This window comes from Trichormus variabilis 0441 (assembly GCF_009856605.1).
GTDB classification, from domain to species: Bacteria; Cyanobacteriota; Cyanobacteriia; order Cyanobacteriales; family Nostocaceae; genus Trichormus; species Trichormus variabilis.
In genome coordinates this window covers 39,953-62,066 of record NZ_CP047243.1, presented here as the reverse complement: position 1 = coordinate 62,066, position 22,114 = coordinate 39,953, and the positions used below count along the sequence as shown (strand labels likewise).

At 39.3% G+C, this 22,114-nt stretch carries 21 protein-coding genes; 10 read left to right on the top strand and 11 right to left on the bottom strand.

Going from position 1 to position 22,114, the window contains the following annotated elements:
• Window positions 1-5 precede the first annotated feature (5 nt).
• The 4 genes from GSQ19_RS26650 (at window position 6) to GSQ19_RS26635 (ending at window position 3,950) form a co-directional block, all read left to right on the top strand.
• On the top strand, window positions 6-1,076 hold the full coding sequence (locus GSQ19_RS26650; RefSeq protein ID WP_011316335.1) for an IS630-like element ISAva6 family transposase: 1,071 nt from the start codon (window positions 6-8) through the stop codon (window positions 1,074-1,076).
• Window positions 1,077-1,129: 53 nt separating this feature from the next.
• Window positions 1,130-1,639, top strand: coding sequence for a DUF3991 domain-containing protein (locus GSQ19_RS26645; protein WP_011316334.1), 510 nt, complete (start codon window positions 1,130-1,132; stop codon window positions 1,637-1,639).
• Between the two features lie 107 nt (window positions 1,640-1,746).
• Window positions 1,747-3,393, top strand: a complete 1,647-nt coding sequence (locus GSQ19_RS26640) for an AAA family ATPase (protein ID WP_011316333.1) — start codon at window positions 1,747-1,749, stop codon at window positions 3,391-3,393.
• Window positions 3,390-3,950: a DUF192 domain-containing protein gene (locus tag GSQ19_RS26635; protein WP_011316332.1), complete on the top strand. Its 561-nt coding sequence runs from the start codon at window positions 3,390-3,392 to the stop codon at window positions 3,948-3,950. The genes GSQ19_RS26640 and GSQ19_RS26635 overlap by 4 nt, the downstream gene beginning before the upstream one ends.
• Before the next feature lie 138 nt (window positions 3,951-4,088).
• Here the strand turns inward: GSQ19_RS26635 and GSQ19_RS26630 are convergent, their stop codons facing one another.
• Window positions 4,089-4,745: a hypothetical protein gene (locus tag GSQ19_RS26630; protein ID WP_011316331.1), complete on the bottom strand. Its 657-nt coding sequence runs from the start codon at window positions 4,743-4,745 to the stop codon at window positions 4,089-4,091.
• 472 nt (window positions 4,746-5,217) lie between these two features.
• Here GSQ19_RS26630 and GSQ19_RS26625 point away from each other — a divergent pair, with 472 nt between their 5' ends.
• From GSQ19_RS26625 to GSQ19_RS26610, 4 genes are read left to right on the top strand one after another with little or no spacing between them, the layout of a single operon-like run.
• Window positions 5,218-5,544, top strand: a complete 327-nt coding sequence (locus tag GSQ19_RS26625; protein ID WP_011316330.1) for a hypothetical protein — start codon at window positions 5,218-5,220, stop codon at window positions 5,542-5,544.
• A 46-nt stretch (window positions 5,545-5,590) separates the two neighbouring features.
• Window positions 5,591-6,613 (top strand): nucleotide-binding protein, encoded by a 1,023-nt coding sequence (locus GSQ19_RS26620; RefSeq protein ID WP_011316329.1) that lies wholly within the window; start codon window positions 5,591-5,593, stop codon window positions 6,611-6,613.
• Window positions 6,597-7,304: a P-loop NTPase family protein gene (locus GSQ19_RS26615; RefSeq protein WP_104010076.1), complete on the top strand. Its 708-nt coding sequence runs from the start codon at window positions 6,597-6,599 to the stop codon at window positions 7,302-7,304. Before GSQ19_RS26620 ends, GSQ19_RS26615 begins: the two co-directional genes overlap by 17 nt.
• Window positions 7,304-7,897, top strand: a complete 594-nt coding sequence (locus GSQ19_RS26610) for a DUF6753 family protein (RefSeq protein WP_011316327.1) — start codon at window positions 7,304-7,306, stop codon at window positions 7,895-7,897. Before GSQ19_RS26615 ends, GSQ19_RS26610 begins: the two co-directional genes overlap by 1 nt.
• 12 nt (window positions 7,898-7,909) lie before the next feature.
• On the opposite strand, the gene GSQ19_RS26605 is transcribed toward GSQ19_RS26610, so the two are convergent.
• The gene (locus tag GSQ19_RS26605; protein WP_011316326.1) at window positions 7,910-8,572 is read right to left on the bottom strand and encodes a response regulator transcription factor; all 663 of its coding nucleotides are present in this window, start codon (window positions 8,570-8,572) and stop codon (window positions 7,910-7,912) included.
• Between the two features lie 267 nt (window positions 8,573-8,839).
• Between GSQ19_RS26605 and GSQ19_RS26600 the strand changes: the two genes are divergently transcribed.
• Together GSQ19_RS26600 and GSQ19_RS26595 are read left to right on the top strand one after the other, a co-directional pair.
• Window positions 8,840-9,601 carry a sensor histidine kinase gene (locus GSQ19_RS26600; RefSeq protein WP_011316325.1) on the top strand — a complete coding sequence of 254 codons (762 nt, stop codon included), beginning with the start codon at window positions 8,840-8,842 and terminating at the stop codon, window positions 9,599-9,601.
• Window positions 9,585-9,827 (top strand): hypothetical protein, encoded by a 243-nt coding sequence (locus GSQ19_RS26595; protein WP_011316324.1) that lies wholly within the window; start codon window positions 9,585-9,587, stop codon window positions 9,825-9,827. The genes GSQ19_RS26600 and GSQ19_RS26595 overlap by 17 nt, the downstream gene beginning before the upstream one ends.
• A gap of 1 nt (window position 9,828) precedes the next feature.
• Here the strand turns inward: GSQ19_RS26595 and GSQ19_RS26590 are convergent, their stop codons facing one another.
• The 9 genes from GSQ19_RS26590 to GSQ19_RS26550 all read right to left on the bottom strand — a co-directional run bounded on the left by GSQ19_RS26590 (window position 9,829) and on the right by GSQ19_RS26550 (window position 22,011).
• Window positions 9,829-10,620, bottom strand: coding sequence for a hypothetical protein (locus GSQ19_RS26590; protein WP_011316323.1), 792 nt, complete (start codon window positions 10,618-10,620; stop codon window positions 9,829-9,831).
• Between the two features lie 26 nt (window positions 10,621-10,646).
• Window positions 10,647-14,231, bottom strand: coding sequence for a DUF3854 domain-containing protein (locus GSQ19_RS30125; protein WP_011316322.1), 3,585 nt, complete (start codon window positions 14,229-14,231; stop codon window positions 10,647-10,649).
• A 47-nt stretch (window positions 14,232-14,278) separates the two neighbouring features.
• Window positions 14,279-14,764 (bottom strand): relaxase/mobilization nuclease domain-containing protein, encoded by a 486-nt coding sequence (locus tag GSQ19_RS26580; RefSeq protein WP_224312042.1) that lies wholly within the window; start codon window positions 14,762-14,764, stop codon window positions 14,279-14,281.
• A gap of 11 nt (window positions 14,765-14,775) precedes the next feature.
• On the bottom strand, window positions 14,776-16,542 hold the full coding sequence (locus GSQ19_RS26575) for a type IV secretory system conjugative DNA transfer family protein (protein ID WP_011316320.1): 1,767 nt from the start codon (window positions 16,540-16,542) through the stop codon (window positions 14,776-14,778).
• A gap of 2 nt (window positions 16,543-16,544) precedes the next feature.
• Window positions 16,545-17,744 carry a hypothetical protein gene (locus tag GSQ19_RS26570; RefSeq protein ID WP_011316319.1) on the bottom strand — a complete coding sequence of 400 codons (1,200 nt, stop codon included), beginning with the start codon at window positions 17,742-17,744 and terminating at the stop codon, window positions 16,545-16,547.
• Window positions 17,741-18,481, bottom strand: a complete 741-nt coding sequence (locus GSQ19_RS26565; RefSeq protein WP_011316318.1) for a hypothetical protein — start codon at window positions 18,479-18,481, stop codon at window positions 17,741-17,743. Before GSQ19_RS26565 ends, GSQ19_RS26570 begins: the two co-directional genes overlap by 4 nt.
• A complete protein-coding gene (locus GSQ19_RS26560) occupies window positions 18,478-20,016 on the bottom strand; it encodes a TrbI/VirB10 family protein (protein WP_011316317.1) in 1,539 nt (512 codons plus the stop codon). The genes GSQ19_RS26565 and GSQ19_RS26560 overlap by 4 nt, the downstream gene beginning before the upstream one ends.
• A complete protein-coding gene (locus tag GSQ19_RS26555; protein WP_011316316.1) occupies window positions 20,013-20,807 on the bottom strand; it encodes a hypothetical protein in 795 nt (264 codons plus the stop codon). The genes GSQ19_RS26560 and GSQ19_RS26555 overlap by 4 nt, the downstream gene beginning before the upstream one ends.
• Window positions 20,808-20,910: 103 nt before the next feature.
• Window positions 20,911-22,011, bottom strand: a complete 1,101-nt coding sequence (locus tag GSQ19_RS26550) for a hypothetical protein (protein WP_011316315.1) — start codon at window positions 22,009-22,011, stop codon at window positions 20,911-20,913.
• Between the last annotated feature and the right edge of the window lie 103 nt (window positions 22,012-22,114).

Genomic DNA, 22,114 nt, shown 5'->3' with positions numbered 1-22,114 from the left:
GAAAAATGGTACGTCCCAGGATAAAACTAACAGAGCATCTATCAACAGAAGAAATAGAACAAAGTTATCGCCGATGTGAAGATGCACAAGAGAAAACCCGATGGTTAGTGATTAAATTGCTCAATCAACAACCACAGTTGTCAGCGCAAAAGGTAGCAGAGATTGTGGGATTCTCAGGGGACTGGGTGAGAAAAATCGTGCGGCGATACAACAAGCTAGGAGCAAACGGAATCATCAATCAACAGAAACTGAAACCAGGAGGAAAAAAACTTGCACTCACAAACGAGCAACAACAGTGGTTGCGCCAAAGGTTAGCTTCACCACCAGAAGATGGGGGGTTATGGAGTGCGCCAAAAGTAGGGGAATTGATCCGAGTACAGTTTGGAATTACACTCCATGTCACTACAGCTTGGGATTACCTCAAAAGGCTAGGATTTAGTCTGCAACAACCACGACCTCTGCATACTGAGGCGGCAACTTTTGTTCAAAGACAGATGTTTAAAACTGAGTTAACGGAGTTTGTGCGATTGTTACGTTTCCTCCATCCGCACAAATCAGTTGAAGTTTGGGCAGAAGATGAAGCTCGATTAGGCCTCAAACCCATCGTCCGTCGAGTTTGGACACCAGTAGGTCATCGTCCCAATGCTGTGCATCGCACTCGTTACCAATGGCTTTATACTTATGGATTTGTCCATCCAGCTACTGGCGAGAGTTTTTTCTTGATTTTACCCAGAGTCAACATTGCTGTCATGCAAATGGCTTTAGATGCTTTTGCCGCTGAAGTCAATCCTCATCATCACAAAATCATTGTTTTGCTTGTTGATCAAGCTGGTTGGCATACCAGTAAACAATTAATGTTGCCAGCTGGTATCATTCTGTTTCCTCTGCCTGCTTATACACCTCAACTCCAACCGACTGAGTGTGTTTGGTCGCTTCTACGTGAAGCTGTTGCTAATCAGATGTTTTCTACTCTCGATGAACTAGAAACTGTGTTAATTTCTCGTTGTCAATGGTTAATGTCTCACCCTCAAATTGTTCATGGCAAGGTTGGGTTTGATTGGATTTGCCAAATTTGACCTCAGTTATTCAATTAATACTTCCTTTCCCAATTTAGTATGATTGTGTACAAATGTTGCACCAGCAGGGACTAGTTTACGCTGACTCAAAAGCAAATGCCGTATTTGTGATGCGGGATCAACATGGAACTTCTAAAGGTGCATTTTTACAGGGAACGCTCAATGATATCTCAGGCTATTATGTGGGAACCCATCGCAGGGATAGTTGGTTTTATTTTCACCTGGGGGGCAAGGCGAATGATGAGAACTCAAGAGCGGTGCTGTGTCAGTCTCCCGTTGAAACTATTTCACTAGCTATGTTGGAATACCTCACCAAAGGAATACCCGAATCTAAAACCGTATTCATAGCTATTGATGACCCCAAAAACCTACCCCAACAGCGATTGCAGAATATTCCTCATGTACAAGTGGCCTTTAATCAACTAACTGCGGCAAGGGCTGTTAAAGCAATACTGCCACAAGCGACTCAAATCAAGTGTGAAAAGGATTGGAATCTCCAATTAGTTAATTTTTCTCGTCAATTACAACAACGCCAATATCACGGACAAGAATTGGAGCTTTAGCTGCACAAATGTCAAGTTACTTTCGTGCTATTTTTTTGGGTACGAAAGTAACTAGTAAAGAATTTTCGCTGTTTCTATTATCAGGGTGAACTCAATTAAACACTCTGATGAATAATCAGTTAATCAAGCAAATATTTGGATTAATTAAGCTTAACAATCAGCTGATTGCTGTCGAATCTCCATTGCAAGAGCGGCGGCAACTGCTGACCAATCTTGCTTCAGTTTGCCAACACCAGGACATTAACTGTTACCTGTGGACGCTGGAAGATGATGCGCTACACCAGTTAGAGACTCATGAGCAGGGATTAACTTTACAAACAGTTGACCAGTATCAGGCGATGCCTGCGGCGGGCTGCGCCTACGCCAAAAACCGACGCGAACATTACTTTGAAATTTTGAGGTTTTGGAAAACCACCCATTTAGAAGGAATCCTGATACTGGAGGGCATATTCCCCTGGCTGGGAGAGTCCAACACAAACCCCGATTTCTTCTTAACTGCCGAGTGGATCAAGTCAGCCCTGATTAACCTGAAGCTTTCCAATTGCAATACCCGAAAGACAGCAATACTTTTAGGCCCAAACGCTAGTCTTTCATCTGACATTGCACCGGAAATTCCCATCATTGTGCAACAACTGCCAACTATTGAGGAAATTAAAACTTACTTACCCCAAGTATTACCTGATGACAATCAATCATCCATTCATGAGACTGCGATCGCCTCAGTAGGGATGTACTTAGCAGATATTGACTATGGAATTAAACAGGCTTTAGCTGATGAAGTTACACCGTTGGAGTTAATAGAAAAATTGTCCGCTTACAAAATAGAACTGTTTAAGCGGATTTATAATATTCAGTTCCTTCAGCCCCCAAGCACCCCTATCGGTGGTTTAGAACTAATGCAGCAAGCGTTTAAAACGTATAAACGCCTGTTAACAACACTAGCTAAAGCCTATAATCTGCGTTTACCCAAGGGGGTTTTACTAATCGGCCCACCGGGGACTGGAAAATCGTACTCGGCTAAAGCTTGTTCGGCACAGTTAGGACTACCTCTAATTATCTTGGAGTGGGGGAATTTCCGCAGTTACGGCAATCTGGCTGAGTACAGGCTTAAAAACTTACTCGCACTCGTAGACCGAATTAACCGTGTAATCCTGTATTTGGACGACTTCGACAAAGGATTTGCTGGGGATGATGATTTATCTAGGCGACTGGCTGGTATGCTTTTGACCTGGATGCAAGAGCGCACTAGTGAGGTTTTAATTATCGCTTCGGCTAACAATATTGAATGGCTACCACCAGAGTTAACCAGAAGTGGGCGCTTTGACGAGATTTTCCAGGTGGATCTCCCAAACTATGGAGAACGGCACGAAATATTCAAAATTCACTTAGCCCGTTTTGATGCTCGGTTCCGCAATGGGGGCGATGGGTACACCGAACCTGAATGGAAAAGGTTGCTCAAAGCCACACAACGCTGTGTGGGTGCTGAGATTGGCGCAATTGTAGAACGTGCCGCCATCTCTACTTTTTGCCAAATGTTTAACGATGATGTCACACCACTTAATGAACTGCCACCGCTCTTAATTACACTGTCAGCATTGGTAACTGCAAGGCAGAACATGAATCCTCTGGCCATCCGTGAGGCTGACCGGGTTGAAAGTATGCGGAACAAAGCCGCTTTGCAAGGTCAAGCATCTAGTCCGGTTGATTCATCTATATATAGTCTCGGTAATATCGATATTTTTGGGGAGCTATGAAAACTTTAAAATTCCCTCAACAAGAGAATTTGTATATTACTGCTTTCAATTTACTGAACATACTAGGCCCTCTAGCTGGAGTATCAATTATCATTGGCACTGCGGCGATGATTTATGCCGAAACTCGTCCTCAGAATTTACCCCTCACTCACATCCTCACCCACAACAACCAGACATTTAAGCTAGAAGTCGCTTCTACACCGGAACAATTAGAGAAGGGGCTAAAATTTCGTTCCTTTTTACCACGCGATCGCGGAATGTTGTTCAACCTGGGGAGCGAAATCTATAATGTGCCTTTCTGGATGTACAAGGTAAATTTTCCCCTAGACATTTTCTACCTGAAGGACAATGTAGTGTCAACTGCTGTTTACAATGCCAAACCTTGTCATAAAACCCCTTGCCCCATTTATAAAGGTCGGGTGGCCAATCAGGTGCTTGAGCTTGCCCCTGGCGCTGCCGATATCAAGGTAGGAGATAAGCTCAAGATCCAACCGTTATCAGTTTCAGCTAAGAATGATATCGGTTTCGATAGCAAACAGCAGTTGGTAATTAAGTAAATTTTCCAAGTATTGCCCTATGTCATTAGATATTTTAGCCATTAGATATTTTAGAAGATGAATATATTTGGCGTAATCGGGTAATTGAGAATTGGGCAACAAGGTCTGAGGGATTAATCAATAGACCCTACACCCTCTTCATTGCGTTTTTTTCCATTCATCAACTGTTAAGCAAGTTTTACCAGTCGGGATAGATCCTGTAGCTGTTGATATGCCAAAGTTAGTCAGGGCGTAATTCTCTATTTCTGCGTCCCTGAAGGCTTGTTCCACTACTTTCTGTTTCTCTTGTTTTGGAACAACCTCTACTTTCACATTTTCTAGTGAAGGAGTAGAAGCGCTTTTTTCAATCATAAAATTTTTAACATTGTAAAACCTCTCTTCTCGCGGTTTACCAATATTTAAGCATCCTCTTGATTTTACAAATAATCCTGTAGTCCAAGCACCTCTAACAAAATTCTGTTTATTAACAAACTGTACTTGATTCGCTGCCCATACATACGCAGGTTCAAAATACCCTTTAGTTGTCGGAACCCTAGTTTCGTTACATCTTGTTCCATTATTGTATGGGGCGTTCCAGTCTCCACATATTTTCCAACTGATTCTATACAAATCAGGCGTATCTTCTACGTACTGTCTGATTTGCTCTTGCACCGCCTTCTCTTTGGGGCTTTCCGCATCAGTTAACTTGGCTGCATAATCATTTTCTGCCTGAGCCACCCTGCTCTCATCAGATTGGCAAGCCCCTAATGTTGTCCCTATCAAAGCAAGGGCTGTAAACAAAGCTATTTTATTCATAGAAAACTCCAACAATTGATTAACAAAATTACTTATCAATTTTCTCGTTTAAGGCAATATCTACTTCTTAAAACTGTTTGACTACGAGCTGCAAATATTATATATATTTATCCCGCATATGCAATCAAGTTTTAACGATTTTTTTAATAGACGCAATAGTAAGAAAATACAAATGCTATCTAGTCGCGCTAGTGTCGATGTATTATCACACTTTATATATCCAGTGTTTCATATAGAAACTTAGGACTACGCTCAATCTCGCCAAAATAGAATGTAGCGTTTAGAAAAAACGAGGTTTGGTAAAAGGCTAAAGATTATATAGCAATTGTCAAGAAAGAACAAGACACTTTCTTACCAAAAAAAACAGTACTAAAGTTTCTTTATTTATCTAAGCAGAATATGTCATAGATAAAGGGTCTACAATTTGCAATTCGCAATTGGTGCTAGATTGATAAATTCTAAAAACTTAACAATGACGAAAGTATGGACATATTGGGAGTTTGAGCACCCTTTGGGTAGTACAGTGCGGATAATATCTACCCCATCAGGGCTAGAGATATTTGCTGAAGATGTGTTTAAGATTATCGCTCCAGAATTAAATAATGAAAAAATAGTACCTTTGCATATTCAAAGCCAAGAACGTCATGTGGTTATTCAAGAGCAAGTAAGAATAGTAAAAACTTTAAATTCTTCAGCTATATATAGTTTAAAGGGCATAGTAGAAGAACAATTAGTTAAGCTGTTTACTCAATGGGTGAGAAGCAACATTTTACCTATTTTCCAAAGAGATTTTGTGTAAACACTTGAGAAGCAGTATTGAACAAATGAGAAGGAGAAATAAGAAAATGACACAGACTATTGACAATAATCAGAATGGGAATCTTCAAGGTAAAGCTGATATAGCAAACATTGAAGTAGCAGAAGAAATAATAGTAAAGGATTTAACACCAGAACAGCAATTAGATTTAGAAAAAGCCACAGTAGAATCAGATGTGAACCCAGCAGATATAGCCACAGGGTCGGATAAGGATGTAGAAGAAGCTAATAAGGAAACAGAAGCAGTAGTTAAAACTCTGCCAAGAAGATTAGTAATAGTAGATGGAGGAAAAGGTGGAGTAGGTAAATCGATGTGGACGAGAGGGTTTTTGCAAACTTGTCTAGATGAGAAAAGAAGGATTGTGGCAGTAGATGCGGATAATTCTAATCCTGATTTATTGAGATATTATGGTGAAGATGGAGAGCATTGTCAAATACAGCAGTTAAATATTTTTAAAGATGGAAGTATAGATAGGTTTTTTGATCAGATAAAGGGAATGATGGAGCCAGAACCAGATACATATAGCCAATTACTACCACCAGAATCCTTGTTTTTATTAGAATTACCACCGCAATCAAGACAAATATTTAAAAGATTCATAGAACAAGAGTTCTTGGAAACAGCCGCTAATGATTATGACATTAGAGTAACAATGGTTGTGGTAATCAGTCGAGTATCAGATTCGGTAAAGCAGTTAATAGATTTGTATAGTTTTTGTGGGGATAAAGTAGATTACATAGTTGTGAAAAATTTATTTTATGGTGAGGATGAAGAGTTTTCTAGATATAAAAACTCAACAAGAGTTCAAGAGATAAAACAAGAGCTATTAGCAAGGAGAGGAACTTTATTTGAGATCACGATGCCAGATTTACTTGAATATGCCTACGATTATTTAGATGAAAAATCACTAACATTTTCTGAAGGAATAAAGCAAAAAGAACTACCAGGAGTGAAAATGCGGGTGAAAAGCTGGTTGAAAACTTTTAAACAGCAAATTGAGCCAGTTAAGCATCTATTAGGGCTAGAAAATATAAATGTGGAAATCTTCTAAAAGAATGGTAATGACTGTAGGCGATTCGCGTGTAGGTAAGTCTACAGTTATTAAACTGTTGCTAGAAATGTATCAAATTCAAGGTAAAAGACTAAAAGTTTATGACCATGATAACCGTGACAGGTTTTTGGCTTATAAAGATTTAGTGTGTATTGAAAAAATAGATTTTTTCAATACCCGAACTGACAGGATATTTAATGATTTGATAGTGGATAGTTTAGACATCATCTTGGTGGATATGCCAGGACAGTACTTAGACAAAATTTGTCAGTATATTATTCAGTCTGAACTATTAGGAGCTTTAGCTGAATATGGGTGGAGTTTAACATTTGTCCAACCCATATCACATAGAACGGACTGCATAGATTACTTAAGTCAAATCGTTCAAACTGCTACTAACAATGCTAACTATGTGGTAGTAAAGAATTATCATTTTGCGCCAGAGTTTAGAGAATATGAGCAAACAATGGCGAAAAATTTGTTAATGATAGGAGGTACAGAAATAGAATTGACGGCTCTACATCGAAATCACTATCAAGCAATGGAGAAAGCAGGAATACCATATTCACAAGTATGTCAGGATATCTCAATGATTTTGTTTTTGAGAAGCTACATTTATCAATGGATCAAAAAGTTTCATGATTCAGTAATGGATAACGATTTAGCTGTTAAATATTTAGGACTTGATTGATGAAAACACAAGACATATTGCAAGGCTATTCCCCAGCAGAACAAAAACGTATAGTTGAAGGAGCGTATCAATTAGGAATCACGCCAGATGACCCAATATTCAGGATGATGGCAACCTTGGGTCGGTATGAAGAAACGATGCTAGACCTCCAAGCAAGAACGGAGGCAATGATAGATGCGTGGGCGGTAATGATAGACCAAAAACTGGAAAAGACAACTCAATCTGCTGAGAAAATGCACTATACAGTTGTCTCCAGTGCAGTGCGGGATGAGATGAAAAAAATCAAGTCAAGCAGTAGTACAGATATAAAAGTGCAGGGGGGCTGGGGATTAGGGGTGGTATCAGCAATATGTGGATTAGCTGCTGCCACCTCTGCGGTACTTGGTTCTTGGATAACGTGGAATGCTGTCTCAAACTGGGGAACAAATCAGTCAGTAGTAGTATCACGCAATGATCTCAAAATTTTGCAATGGGCAAAATCTCAAGAAGGGAAACAGATGTATCAAATAATCTTGAAAAATCAAGCAGCTATTGAAGCCTGCCAAACAGAAGATAGAACTAAAGGCTATTGTTTGATTCAAGTAGATAAGTAAGCATGTAAGTTCTTAAATAACTTGGGTAGCAGTGTTGGAGATATAGCCGAGTTCAGAGCCTTTGAGAATGGCATTGATCCGACTATCAACACCTAATTTAGAGTAAATATTCCTAGCATGATTTTTGACAGTATTCTCACCAATAAACAACTTTTCACCGATTTGTTTATTAGAAAAACCAGCAGCAATTAATGCTAAAACACTAATTTCTCGCTGGGTTAAGTGGTCGTCAAATATCTTGCCTTTAGCTTTCTGTGTCGGGAAAATCTTGAGTAACCCTCTTTGAATAATTTCGGAATCGAATAAGCTTTTGTTATTGTAAGTGGACTTGATTGCCTCCACAATCAAAGAAGTATTATTTTTCTTGAGAATATAAGAATCAGCACCACTACTGATAGCAGCAGTGATAACCTCTTGACAAGAGTTGCAAGAAATGACAACAACTTTAGTGTTGCTTTTAGATTTCTTGATTTGTTTAATGACCTCGATTCCAGAAATATCAGGCAGCCCAATGTCTACTAAAGCAACATCAGGGCTTAAACTTTTAACTAATTCCACCCCTTCATTTCCTGTATGACCAACCCCTACCATTTCTATATCTGGTTGTTGATTAATAGCGGTAGTTATTCCGAGCCTGATGATATCATTATCCTCAATAAATACTACTCGAATCATATAGCTCTTTCATTACTTTAGCTGTAGGTATCCAATATTTATAACACAGTTTCTGATGTTAAATCTTTGACTTTATATATATAGAGACATAAAGTAAAACTAGTGAGTTAGCAGAATATGTTTTGGGAAGTGAAGTGAAAGTATTAACCCTAAAATATGATTGTATAAAAAGTTTTTCCAGACTAAAATAAAAATATTCTAAAATTTAACAATAAAATCAGCAATCATAAAAGTCACAAAAATAACAATCTGTCTGGGGAAGCATATATGCAACAAGAACATCTAAGCAAGCAACTGGATTTATTAGCTCTACTGCACGATGTGTCAAACAATCATCAAGGAGCATCAATAGTGCTGAATCAGATGATTGCTGGTGCTTATGGACAGTCTTTAGAAGAAATTAGACCTTTTTTGATAAGTCTACAAGAACTCAATGAACGAGTAGTGAGTTTAATTCAATCTAGAAAGACTACTTTTTTTGAAGTTAATCCAATGACGGTAACTCAGTTTGATATGTTAGCTTTTTTACAGAAAACTTACTGTTTGTTCAATCCTATAGCACAGTATCATTCGTTGAAACTGCACTATGAAACTCAAACATTATATAAGCATGGAACTCAAGTCAGGGCTGACGGAGTAAGTATTGATAGGATGATTTGCAATATTCTCACCAACGCCATCAAGTACACTAGTCGTGGAGAAATCTTTTTAAGACTTCTCCATCAATGCGATGATTTAATTATCGAGATTGAAGATACTGGGATAGGAATTGCTGCCGAACAAATCTCAAATATCTTCTTACCATTGTGGCAATCGCCTAATTCATCCAATCGAGTAGGCATGGGACTGGGATTGTACATTGCTCTGTCTGTGGCTTACGCTCATGGGTTGGACATCAAGGTAAATTCGACTGTAGGGCAAGGAACTAAATTCACCATAATATTTCCTTACAAGGATGACGGGATATATGGACTTGATGGTAGGATGTTGCCCAAATCGCAGAAGGTGCAAGATGCGTTACCTATATGATGTCAAACTGTGGGACAGAATTGAATCAGTGGTGGAGTTTTTGATTTTTGTGGCTTTGATGATAGCAGCAATCATTAAATTGAGCCACAACGATTTTTTACAAGCATTATTTTATATAGTATTAGCTGTCATTATTTCACCCTGGTCACAATTCGAGCGTGTAACGAAGCGGTACGTTTTAGTAACTGTGTATTTTCTGGGGTTGTTCGTTGGTTATTTTCACTAGTTCATTCTAATTCTGGGCCGTCAGGAGAGCGGTCGTTTTGTTGTTGCTGTGGCGGCGAAGGTAACTGTTGCTGTTGCTGTTGCACTCTCATATCAAAATTGATCAGCTTTTGTGTTTCTTCTGGTGAAAGATTATTGTGTAAAATTTTATATTCTTCCTTAGCATCAACTTTATAGGCACTAAAAGCAGATTGATTATCACTTTTGCGCCAAATCACGAGACGTTGCATCCCCTCTCTCATCATGAGATTTAGTCGATAAGAGATACCCTCATAAATGCGACCGCCAACGGTGTCTTGTCCTTTGGTTACGAGGATGTTCATCAATGCAGGAATGAGAGATTTTTTAGCCTCCTCATGATTTTCGTTATCCTTTGGTGTAAATGTTTGATTGTTAACTAAAGGTAACTTGCGTTCTTTAGACTGTAATATCTCTTGTAAGAAAGTCTTTTTCTTCTCGGCTATTAAATTTTTCACCCTGGTTGAGTTGTCCATATTAGGTATTTGTTCAGGTTTATTTAAGCCAAATTTCTGAGCGTACTCTTTCAGGTATTTCTCCTTAAGACTTTGCCGATAATCTTCATTACTTCGGGCATTGTGGGATAGAGATAGAGTATTTTTCATCTCAGCCATAATATTAGAGCGCTCTGTCGGATCTAGCGCAGGGGTTGACTGTATTGATGAAGGTGGGTATCTCTCCATCATCAATGCCAGCCTATAGGCCATTTGGTTTTGAGAAAGTCCACTATCGCGGTTGATGGTAGTGATGGTTTCGGATACTAAATTAGACTGCATATTCAGGTGTATTTGGCAGATGTTGATTACAATTCTAATTCTTGTGAATTAGTAGATTGTTGTGAAGTGTGAGATTTCTGAGGAGAATGTACTTCAACTTTGGGCGTATAAGTGTGGTCAATTATCTGACTACGAGCATCAATCAAGTCTTGAACAATATCACTTAAAGGAGGAAGAAAAATATCAGTTTTGCCTTTTTTATGCTGCTCAACTTGACTTTGAAGGAGAATTTTCTGGTAAAGTTCACGTTGTTCCCCAATAGTCAGCTTACCAGTTTTTTCTAATTTATTCCGTAAAGGATTGTTGTACTGATTGGCAACACTAAACCAAGTGTTATTGGTTTCTAAATTCTCCCAATGAGCAGCGATATCTCTGTGGAGAGGCATTGGTGTATCACAGGCTGGGTCAGAAGAAATGTTTGGTTGTGATTGTTGAAGCGAGAGCGAGCGCAAATCATTCACAATCACAGCCAATGCTGGCAGTACAATATCAGTACGCCCATTGCGGTTAATCTGGTTCCAGGCTTGATTTTGAATCTGTTGATAAAGTTCACGCTGTTCACCAACGGTTAATGTTCCAGTTTGCTGAATTTTAGTTTGAAATTCTAAATGCCCTTGTTCTACGAACTTATTGCCAGAACCATCAAGTTCTAACTGTTCCCAGTATTGTTTCAAAACTGGATGCAGTGGTAGCACAACGTTATCTAAATTAAAAGAATAATTCTGCTGTTGTGTAGATTGTGATGGTTTTGTGGCTTTAAGTATTGGTGTAGTTGATTGTGATACAGTACTCTGTTGTCTTTGATCATCAGACTCTCTATACTTTGAAGGTGATTGCCCGGAGTCTAAATTAAGGGCAATTTCGGGATGAAGGGGCAATTCGATGTCACGAGTGTTATTAGGATTGCCAAACAAAGCTTGATAATTAATATGCAGTTTTTGAGCTAGAAGTCTTAATTTTTCTAAATCAGCTTCAGTAATAGCTAAAGCTTTGACTTGGTGAGTTATCCCAGCTTCAGTACGCTCAAATTCAAATCTTACGGCTTCCCTAGTAATACCATTGTGTTCGGTTTTGAATAGTTGTAGAGTCGATGTAGTGCCAGTGCTTTGCTCAAAAAGAATGCGGTAATTGCCCAAAGTTAAGTCATCTTGTCCAAAACTAGTGATAGTTTGGGTCAGGATTTGTAACACCTCTTTTTCTTTAAAACTTTCTAAAATATTATGTGTACCTTGAGGAGATAGCGAAGAAAGAGTTGAGGCAATTTTGCGGGGGTCACAATCGACAGATGGTAATTCTTTGCCTGCTTTAATGACATCAGCCACTAACAAAAACTCTTGCCTTTCAATCGGCAGAATGTTGATTTGTTTTTTTGGCTGAGTTTTAAGTGCATTCTTGATTTGGGTGTAAGAAAGTTGAATATTGCCTACGTGTCCCCATTTATCAGCTTGAAAAGTCATTAACTCTACATGATCATGACGACGATGGATACTGTATTTGTCGCCGCCATGATTCTTAATTACAAAAGCATCAGCATGGTAAATTTTGCCAATAGTCTGCTGTTGTTTATCTTTAGTATCAACACCATATTTTTTTAACAAAGTATAAGCAGCAGAAGCTATTTGTTTATTCTCACTAGCTTCAAGACGCTTTCTAAAGAAGTTAGGCTCATAAAGCGTAACATTTTCCTTTTTAGCCCAAGAAGTACCACTTGTGTTTTGTAAAGTTGCTCCTTCAAGTGGTTGATTTTGTCTGGAAGAAATAACCTCAACATCAATAATTTCTGCATCAGTAACTTTTATATGTATGATTTGTGAACTAGGGTTAATAAGTGATTTAGCCCGATTTTTTTTAAATACACCAATGTTTTGTTCTGATTCATCAAGGGTGACATTTGTTGTCAAAGTAGAGTCTCCTGGTTCAGAAATTGTTCTGACTGTGCCATCTTTAAGCTTGAGAGTGCAACGTAAATTATCAAATTTATTTTTATTCCATTGCTCTAGAGATATTGCCATAGCAGATAACTTTTCAAAAGCTTCTGTTCCTTGTGAGACTAAAAAATCATCTACACCCTTATCTGGCCCTAGCAAGGTTACTACTTTCACTACACAACCCAATTCTTGTAACAAACTTCCTGTTTTCCAAATATCCCTGTCGATATTGAGTTTAGTTTCTGGTTTAGTTTCATAGTCAAAGCAGATTTTGATTTCCCTGCTCTTAGTAGCGAAAACAGCTAACTCTGGTGCTAAATAGGAATCACCCATTTTTTGACCCCATTCATTTTTAGGTGTGCGGTATCCGGCAGAAATTCCCGGTAGCCCGATGGCAGCATGACCTTGGCTTAAGAGACTAGCCGCTTTCTTTGCACCCTCAGTAATGGTGATAGAAATGTTATGTTTCCATACGCAATACCAAAATCCAGAAGTGCGATCGCTATCGCTGGGGTTTACTCCAGCCAAGGAGTAAATATTTTGAGCAATCTTGTCTGGGACATCTAACAAAAAAATACTCAATTGAGTTTTAGGCGGATGTTCATATTTAATGAATTTCCCCTCAATTATCTGCCCGTCACGCTCTCTTTTTGGTCTTGGCTGATTTGGCTTATAGCATCCCCATTCTTTATGGTGGGCAGTCTCACCAGGATTTAAGCCCTCAAAAGTACGCGGATCTACTCCTGCATTACACCACCAGCCGTCTGTCAAATCTAGATAGGAATATGTTTTCAATATCTCACCAGAGAGCCTACCTGTATTTGTGCGTGGTAGGTTTTCGCTGATCATTAACCGCTCCCAAGCTTCGTGTGAACCGTTTGTCTGGCTAAAGTGAAGACTTTGAAAGTTCATCTGTGCAATCTCAGGAGCGATCGCACTGTCTACTACGAGTTCGTGCCAATGTTGTGGATCAATATGTTCTGGGCGAAGATTTTCACTCTTGATTGGAATTGTGTTGTTGCTAATCAACTCTACTGTTAAATGCTCATCAGCAATTTCATGAGAATTAATCACTTGACTCTGCTCATAGTCTTTATCAGGGTTGGCATCGTCTAAAATAGAGGAATCATCCACAATCTCTGTAGATGATGTTATTGATACATCCTGAATTTCAATAACATCATTTATGACATAATCATTACTCCAGTTTGGCGGAGTTAAGAATATTTCTTCTTGGCTTTGTAAGTATTGATATTCTAGAGTATTATTGCTTTCAATTTGTATGGCTAAGAAATCAACAAGTTCACCAGAAGGGGGAAGACTTGGAGGAATATTTGGGTTAGGTAAAACTGGAGGTAAATCAGGGGGAGGAGGAAAATTGGGTGGTGTTGAATCATGACTACCGGGTAAAAGTCTAGGTAATAAGTATTCTAGGGTTCCTTCTATTTGTTCTATTTCTTCATTAGTTATTTCCTGTTCACCTTTTGACCATTTCCAACCACCATCCTCATCAGGAGTTAAGAAATAAGTTTCTTCCCCTATTTCGATGCGGCATTTTAAATCAATAGCTTCTTCAATGGATTTATAAATAAACTCACCTAGAGGATAGATGAAAGCTCTAATAAAATGCTGACTTGCTCTGTCGTAAGCAGAAGTGAGTTGCAAATGTCGTTCATCAAACATATTTTTTGTTAATTATTTGTAGACTGTGCCTCATGTTGTACTGTTGTTTATGGACAACAGTTGCAGAATTTTCTTTGCAAATATTTATTATTAATAGGGTTTTCTAAAATCCGACAACAAGATTGACGTAAGACCTCATATTGCTGCCAAGTTGCCCCTAGACATTTAAGCTCAATGAGTTGACCCTCTGGTGTAACCCGATTAAAAATAATATGAATATAAACATTGCTATTTTGAATATCCAAAAAACAGATATATTGCAAATCATGCCAACCAATACCCTCAATATATTGCTTAACAATTTTTAGGCAAGATTCTTTATTTAGTTTAATGTAAATGTTTTTTAGACTAATGATAGTATATATACCCAAACTTCTCAGCCTTGGTCTGGTTTGGGATAAATTCTTAAACTCTTGAATAATCTGGAGCAGAGGCAGACTAATATCAATAAGGCTACCATCTGCTAAAATATTCTCTTGAGATAGTGTTTGAATTAGCTCAAAGTTATCAATCTTCAATTCTTCAATATTCATTTTCATAATTATTAAATTCCATTTTGAGAACTTCCTTGATTAATTATGTTGCCGACTTCTTTAGCTGTCAGTCCAGTATTAGAAACAGCCCCTGGATTATCGGGAAGGGGAAAATGCTGTTCAACAAGATTCACCCGTAAAGCTAAATCTTGCTGGGAGGGAAATTTCTGGGTACTCTTCCTGGCGGCTAAACTAACAATTCTTGCCCATTTAAGTTGATTATATTTATCAACATTTTTGAGAGGTTGAGAGATTTTAATCGTCTTTAGTAGTGGAACAGATCCCTCATTATTGTTGGCGTAGGCAGGATTAATAAAAACACATTTACCTGCAATTAGTTTCAGGAATTGAGCCGATTCAAACAGCTTTCTAGTTTTTTCTTGCTCACTAATGCTGGTGCTATTATTTTTACTACCACTAGAACGGCTTTTCTGTTTATACTTAATTTCCTCATCACCTAAAAAGCTAGAGAATAATTGCGCTGATTCATTTTCACCAGGATTAAAAATGAATTTAGAACTGCAAGCGCCAAGGATAGCCTTAGCTACTTCTTTACCGTAATTCTTCTCTAACTGTCCCATATTTTGGAAGCCGATAATGCCGCAGAACCCCTCAGAACGGGATTCGTTGAGCCACCTATATAGATCAGGCAAGTAAATCGAGGGTAATTCGTCCAGGGCAACGATTAATGGATCTTTGCGTTTAGAAGCGATATTACGGGCGATAGTCATGTGTAAAATGCTGGTCATCAGAGGCCCTACAGCATCTCGCCGTTCTCTGTCCAAGCCAAAGATAATCATCTGCTTACCCTTGATTTCTAAAGGCAGAGTCGTTTTACCGATGAAACAGCCAAGAGTATTTTTCGCCATAAAGCGAGTAAACATAATCGAAGCGGTCGCCACAATCCCGGCAACGGTTTTCTCAGATGCGGCAGAACTGAACAACTGACCAAAGGCAATTTTCACCCAAGGGTTTAAGGAAGCAGCCATCAGGCGTTTGACCATGTGTTCACTAGAGAGTATCGCTGCACAGGTCATGACATCGGCGTAATCACCAAACTCTTTAGCTAACATGATGATTGCTTGAGTCAACTGATCACCAGATGGCCCAAAGAACCCATCTTCACTTGAATTACCCAGAAGTCGAAAGTTCTTATTGATGACAGTGGAAATTTGTCGGGCAGTTTCCGCATCACTACTGTCGCGCAGAAAGTCTAGTGGATTGCAGACTTCAGATTCAGGAAATCCTGGGGCGAAGATATGCACATCATAGCCCTTGTATTTAGCATAGGCAGCAACTTTGGCTTGAGATGGATACTTAAAATCATAAGCAATAATCGGAAACCCCTGATCTATAGCGGAGTAAATCATGGGGTTGATGGCAGAGAATGTTTTACCACTACCCGGAGCGCCGATTACGGCTGTACCTCGTTGTACATCAGGAATATAGAAAGTATTGCCATCACCTTTGTCCTGATGCTTACCAATGTAAAGCGCTGCACTATCACATTGAGGATTGGCGATTTGTTTGATAGCCTTTTTCTTAGCCACTGTCGTTTCCTTACCCCCACCCCAATAAGAAGTAGCGATTTTCTTTTTATTAGAGTCGCTAAAAAATACCCTTATGAGAATATAAGCACCGAGCAAGGATAAAACTGTTAGACCATTAAGGGTGAGTAATTGATGAGTGTACTTGCCAATTGCATTATCAGGATTTTGCAATTGCTCAAAACTAAATTGTTGATTTTTAGCACTATTTGTTTTCAAGGATTGGCTCATATTTAAGGTAGAGAATTGGGTTGACCAAGAACGATAGGGTCTTTCTCCCGGTAGACAATAAAAGGCACAGGGCCAATAAAGTAGGGACTGCAAGTGCGACCAATGAAGGGAATGGTTTTGCAAATGCGGAAAAACATTGTAGTTTCCACCTTCCCAGTGTCTTCATGAATATTCCAAACAACTTGTTTAAAACTGGAACCAAAGGGGTTTCGCCCCGTAGGTTCTTTACCACCGTTAAGAGCTTTTAAAATTCCAAATCCACCATTAACTTTCTGAAACTTACCAGACATCCACTGTGTACCAGTCGTCTGACCAATACCAGACATCTCCATGTGAGCGCAATTTGTTTGGTAGCAAGGAACATTAAACCCTTGTTGATAACTACCAGAAATAGAGCGAATACGATTAGCCTCAACGTCTCTTAATGGCAAGTCAACTTTGGCAACAAATGAAAGGTCAAGCGATCGCAGTCCGGGTAAATTATCCCAGGTGAGTGTTGATAGTCCAGGCACACCAATAATTTTCGAGTCCTGCCAATTAGTAAAGCGATTAATTGATGCGTTCTGAATATTAGGAATGGATGTGAGTGAATAATTTCTTAAGTTAATTCCTCGCCCCAATTGCACATTACGTAAATTGGAATAGCGACTAGCATTAGCGATTGTACCGCCATTAATGCCAAATCTCCGGGCAAAATCCCGGATGGGTCGCACACTATTAATATTTCTGTTTCCCAATCCAGGCACGGCTTTAACTAAAGAGGGTAAAGTTTGCCATTTGCTAAGTTCAAAATCTCCTAGTTTCAAAGCGCTTAAATTTATTCCTTGTACTGAAGCAATAGTTGAAAGCTTCAGATTTTCTATGGCTAATTGGGGGGTTTCAAAATCACCCAGTTCCATAAACTCAGCAATGCTTTGACCAGCCGTCCAGGTTCTAGTTTCTATACCTCTTGAACCAGGATAGGTCACGCTGCCGGACTCTGTTATAATCATGTCGCTGAATTTAAGGCGTGACCAATCAGGCACAAAACCATTGGGTGCATTGACTACTGGGACTTGTGCCGAGGCTTTAGGTATGATTAACCCAATGGTTTGATTGAGTAGCCCGTACTTGATAAAACTGTGAATAAATAAACTGCCTGCTAAACCAAAAAAGATAAAGTAACGTAAGGCGTTATCATTGAGGCTTAATTTTGATTTCATAAACCATTACCTTGTGTTAAGTTATTAGAACTATTGCCCAAAGCCATTAATTTATTGACTAACTCTTGAGAAACAGAAGCCTTATCAGCAGCAGTAGAAATGTCATCACCTTCTTGTAAATAACCAACAAACTTTTGCAAGCGTTGATGTAGTGTATCTTGATAATTCATCTGTCCATTTTTAATAGCGATCGCCATCCCGCCCCGAATTTGGTTGATGGTTTTTTGCGTTTGGATTAGTGAAGAAAATTGAGGTTTTTGTGCCACAATCGGATCAGCACTCGTAATCACTACCTGACTATATTTAGGAGTGCCATTACTGGTTGCCAATCTGAAACTGTAAGTCTTACGCTCACCAGAGGATGATTGTGTAACTACTGTTAATAAAGTTGTTAATGTTTGCGGTAAGCCGGGAATATTCACCCTTTTAATCCGCCGCAGATGAATCAGACCAGCGCCAGGGTTAGGGCAATTGAGATCCAGTCCTTCTAAGCAACCATCTGTGTCAATGAGAATTTGTGAGGGGTCGTCCAACCAGACTTTTTTGATAGTTTCGCCAGTTTCATAGAATGAAATTGCGACACCGTGACCATTCCAGACGTTGATAGTTTGTAGCTTGGCAGTTGTACCACTAGCTTCTTGTTGTCTGATGGTACGCACGACTGGGGCAGCAATGGTAGATATTGGTACAAGTGCAACAGCGATCGCGCAACTTATACCAATCAACAAATTTTTCATGGCAACTCCAGAGAGCGATTAACTGTAATGGTGACTTTATTCCCTGCTGCTATGTACCAAGCATTTGGGCGAGAATTAATTTCTTGAGTAGCACGTTGATTACGTTGACTGACGTTTTGACTGACCTGCCCAAAAAACCCTTCAAGCAATGCACCCGTAACATTGCGACGATTGCCACTGCTGCGCCGTCGAATCCGTCCGGTAAATTCATCCTCAATTTCTTCTTCATTATCTGGTTGGTTTATAATTTCCCCAACCTTGCCCAATGCAGACACAGCACCGCCAAACAAGTCATTACGGGCAATCTCGCCGCCCCTGTCTTGAAATTTCTTGGCTATCAGAGGACGACCACCTTCCCCAGTCACAGAGATTGCACCAGTCGAGATCGGGTACTCGGTATTATCTTTGATAATCGCTCTGACCGACGCGATCGCTACACTACCACCGTCAACCGAAACCAACTCGACTGCCAATAAAGTTCCGGCCTGTATTGCCACTTGCCCATAGTTATCGCGTAAATCTTGAGTTAGTCGAACGACTGACCTAGTATTATTAGCTGTTGATGTTTGTTGCCCAACAGAGCTATTAACTGTCGCTTGAACTAATGGGGTAACAATCACACCATTAGCAAAAGTACCAACAGTGAGGTAGCGAGTTTGTTTACCTTCAAGTATTTGCCGTTCCTGGTCTAAATATTTATCCGACTTAGCTTGAGGTTGGGCTTGCCACCTGGGGCGGATCTTTTCAATAGAGTCGTTTGAGTTTTGCTGTGTGGTTTGGGCAGAAGTATCATTATCTACATTATTATTATTGAAATCACTTTGCTCCTGTGGTTGATTAGGTAAATTTTGAGCCGGGTCTAATGAAGAATTGTCGCTAATACTAGATTCGGCATAGGCGATTTTGCCATAGGAACCGATGGTGCGAAGTTTGTTGAGTTGTTCAAGTGGATCTAGGTGCGTTTCTCTTGGTGCAGATATAGAGGGTCTAGGAGCGAAACTCGTGCGTGTTGCTGGTGGAGTATAGGTTCTAATTGGTTGTGGGGCTGGACGTGGGGAAGGATTTTGCACCCAGCGTGGGGCAGGACGCGGTGACGGCGGTGTTCTTGGCACGACCTTTTCGGTTTGAGAAACTTTTACTGGTGTTGGTTGTTCTTTTTTGCTGAGGTTAATCTTGTTCAGTTCTGCCTGTTGGTCAGATAAGGCTAGTTTTGCACGGGCATCACCATCACCTTCTTCATTTTGTTGGGCTTGTTCAGTAGTTGTTGGTTCTTCTTGTTTTTGGACAGTTTTTTGAGGAGTTGGGGGATTAAATACACCATTGAGCATCAAAAATATAGCTAAAAATCCCACTCCGAAAGGCACGGTGATTATTGCCAGTCTTGACCAAGGAGAAGTGACGAATGTGTGCTTAGTCGGTACTAATAAACTTTCTGGTTCTGGTTGTTTATTATCATTAAATTTTTGAGCATCATCTATATGAAGCAAATCCTCTAGGGTCGCTCCTGAACCATTTTTATGATTGTCTACACTCATTTTCTTTTGCCTAAATCTAAATCAACAATTTCTGTGATTTCTACTCCAGCGCCACGGGCTGCATATATTTTCTTTGCTAATTCACTAGTGTTAGCGGGGATATACTCTGGATTATCAATTGATGAAACTGTGATGGTTTTATTAAAGGCAATTCCTCTACCTGAGTTATCTGCACGGTCAAAAGTTACTAAAGTCCCAATAAAATCTATTTCCCACTTACCTTCTCTAATTTGGCGTGGTTGGGAGATGAATCTGGGAATTAAAGATACTTGTGATTCTCCATTAAATACTCCATTAGGAGTTATTGATGCTAGTTTTTTGAGAAATGCCGCTCTAAATCCACCATTTTCACTCAAAGCGAAAGCAGTATCATAAGCTTTTGCAACCACTCGGCTATTAGATTTATTATCAATTCTGCCTACTTCTATGCCAGTATCTTGCTTTGTAATTGGTTCGCCCTTCTCGTTGAAGGTTTGTACTAGCCCATCCCAATTAAACATTTTGATAAAGGTATCAGAAATAAACTTTTTAATAACTTCATCAGACCTTTCTTTAGGGTCTACTGCCCTAGCAGCAATCGTATCACCTGATGATAATTGTACCAATGCCAATTGCTTTCTATTTAATACAGAAATCGCGCCGTAATTGAGGAACTGCAACAAAAGAGATAACGCCGCCATTGAGAAACCAGCTAAAGAAATTATACCTACTCTAGTTGTGACGTATTTGTTATAACTAAGCAGTTGCAATGGCTCTTTCTTGCCAGGAGATGCTTTTTTAAGATTCAGCATATAAGAAACAGGTTGTAGGGAGATAACAATTCGCAATTCGCAGTACCCCTTTAAGGAAGCAAGCTATACAGTTCGTATTTGTAAAGCAGCTAATTTTATAGGCTCATTTAGCAATTTTTCCAACTAAACTACCGCCTTTAGTCACAATACCTTTAGTAACTTCAAGAGCGATACCAGTATAAGTTTCAGAAGCTTTATTGATCTGAGTAAGAACAGCAATCCCACCACCAGCCGCTAACCCCGTGGCTAAGAATGGGGCAATAATACCTATAGTAAACAAGAAAAACATCGGCTGATAAGACTTAGAATCAGCGACTAATTGTCCAGCAAATCCTACGATGAGATTAAAGCATAATTTTCCAAAACCGACACTGAAATAACCAATTAGCCAAGTGTAGAGAGATTTAGCTCCGTAAGGTAATAAAGAACCACCAACCGCCATCGGCCCAAGCAGTGCTGTGATCAGCATGGTCAATTCAATCCCCCATTGATAAGCTCCATTCATGCCGACTAGAATGATAGTAATTACGTCAGTGATTGCAGACCCGACAAAGGCATTAAGTGGAGACATGATCGCATCAGTAATTGAAGATTTCCCTTGAGCTAGGTCACTATAAGCATCAATCATTCCATCAACAGCATCAATAAACCAAGAAAAAACTCCATTATTTTTATTAAACTTATCAGGATATTTTTTGGTTAATTCTTCCTTGGCTTGTTTTAAACAATCTATCTGTTCTTGTTGACTTAATGATGAATTTTGGCATCTGTTTACAGCCAGTCCAATTGCACTACGTGCTGCTTCAGTTCCTAATGCACTTTCATACGCTTTTTTGAGGTCAATTCCCGCAGCAGCTTGGCTAAGAACTGTATTATTTACATTATTTATGTAGTTTCTAATCCCAAAAGTTGATTTTCCTAGCATATTTCCCTTATTGCTGAGTAAAACCACAACTATTAAAGGCCAAATAAAATCTGTATAAGCCCTTTGTTCCTCTCCATTCATCATTCTTTTTGTCCATTCAATGATGAAAAAAGTTAGTGTTGCTAGAGCGAATAAAGCACCAACATTACAAATTGCCCAGTATACACCTCCATTAATAGTTTCGACCCAAAGCTCATCAAAACCTTGCGCGACTGAAGCTGCGTTTTCTTTAGCTAAATTAGCTAAATCACTACCATCTAGTTTTGCTAATAAAAACATGATTTTAATCCTTGCTTAATCCAGTAATTTTGGTAGCTATTTGAAAGCTGGTTGATTGTTTGTGTAGGAGGAAATGCTGCTCCCCCTGCTCATTAGACGACGA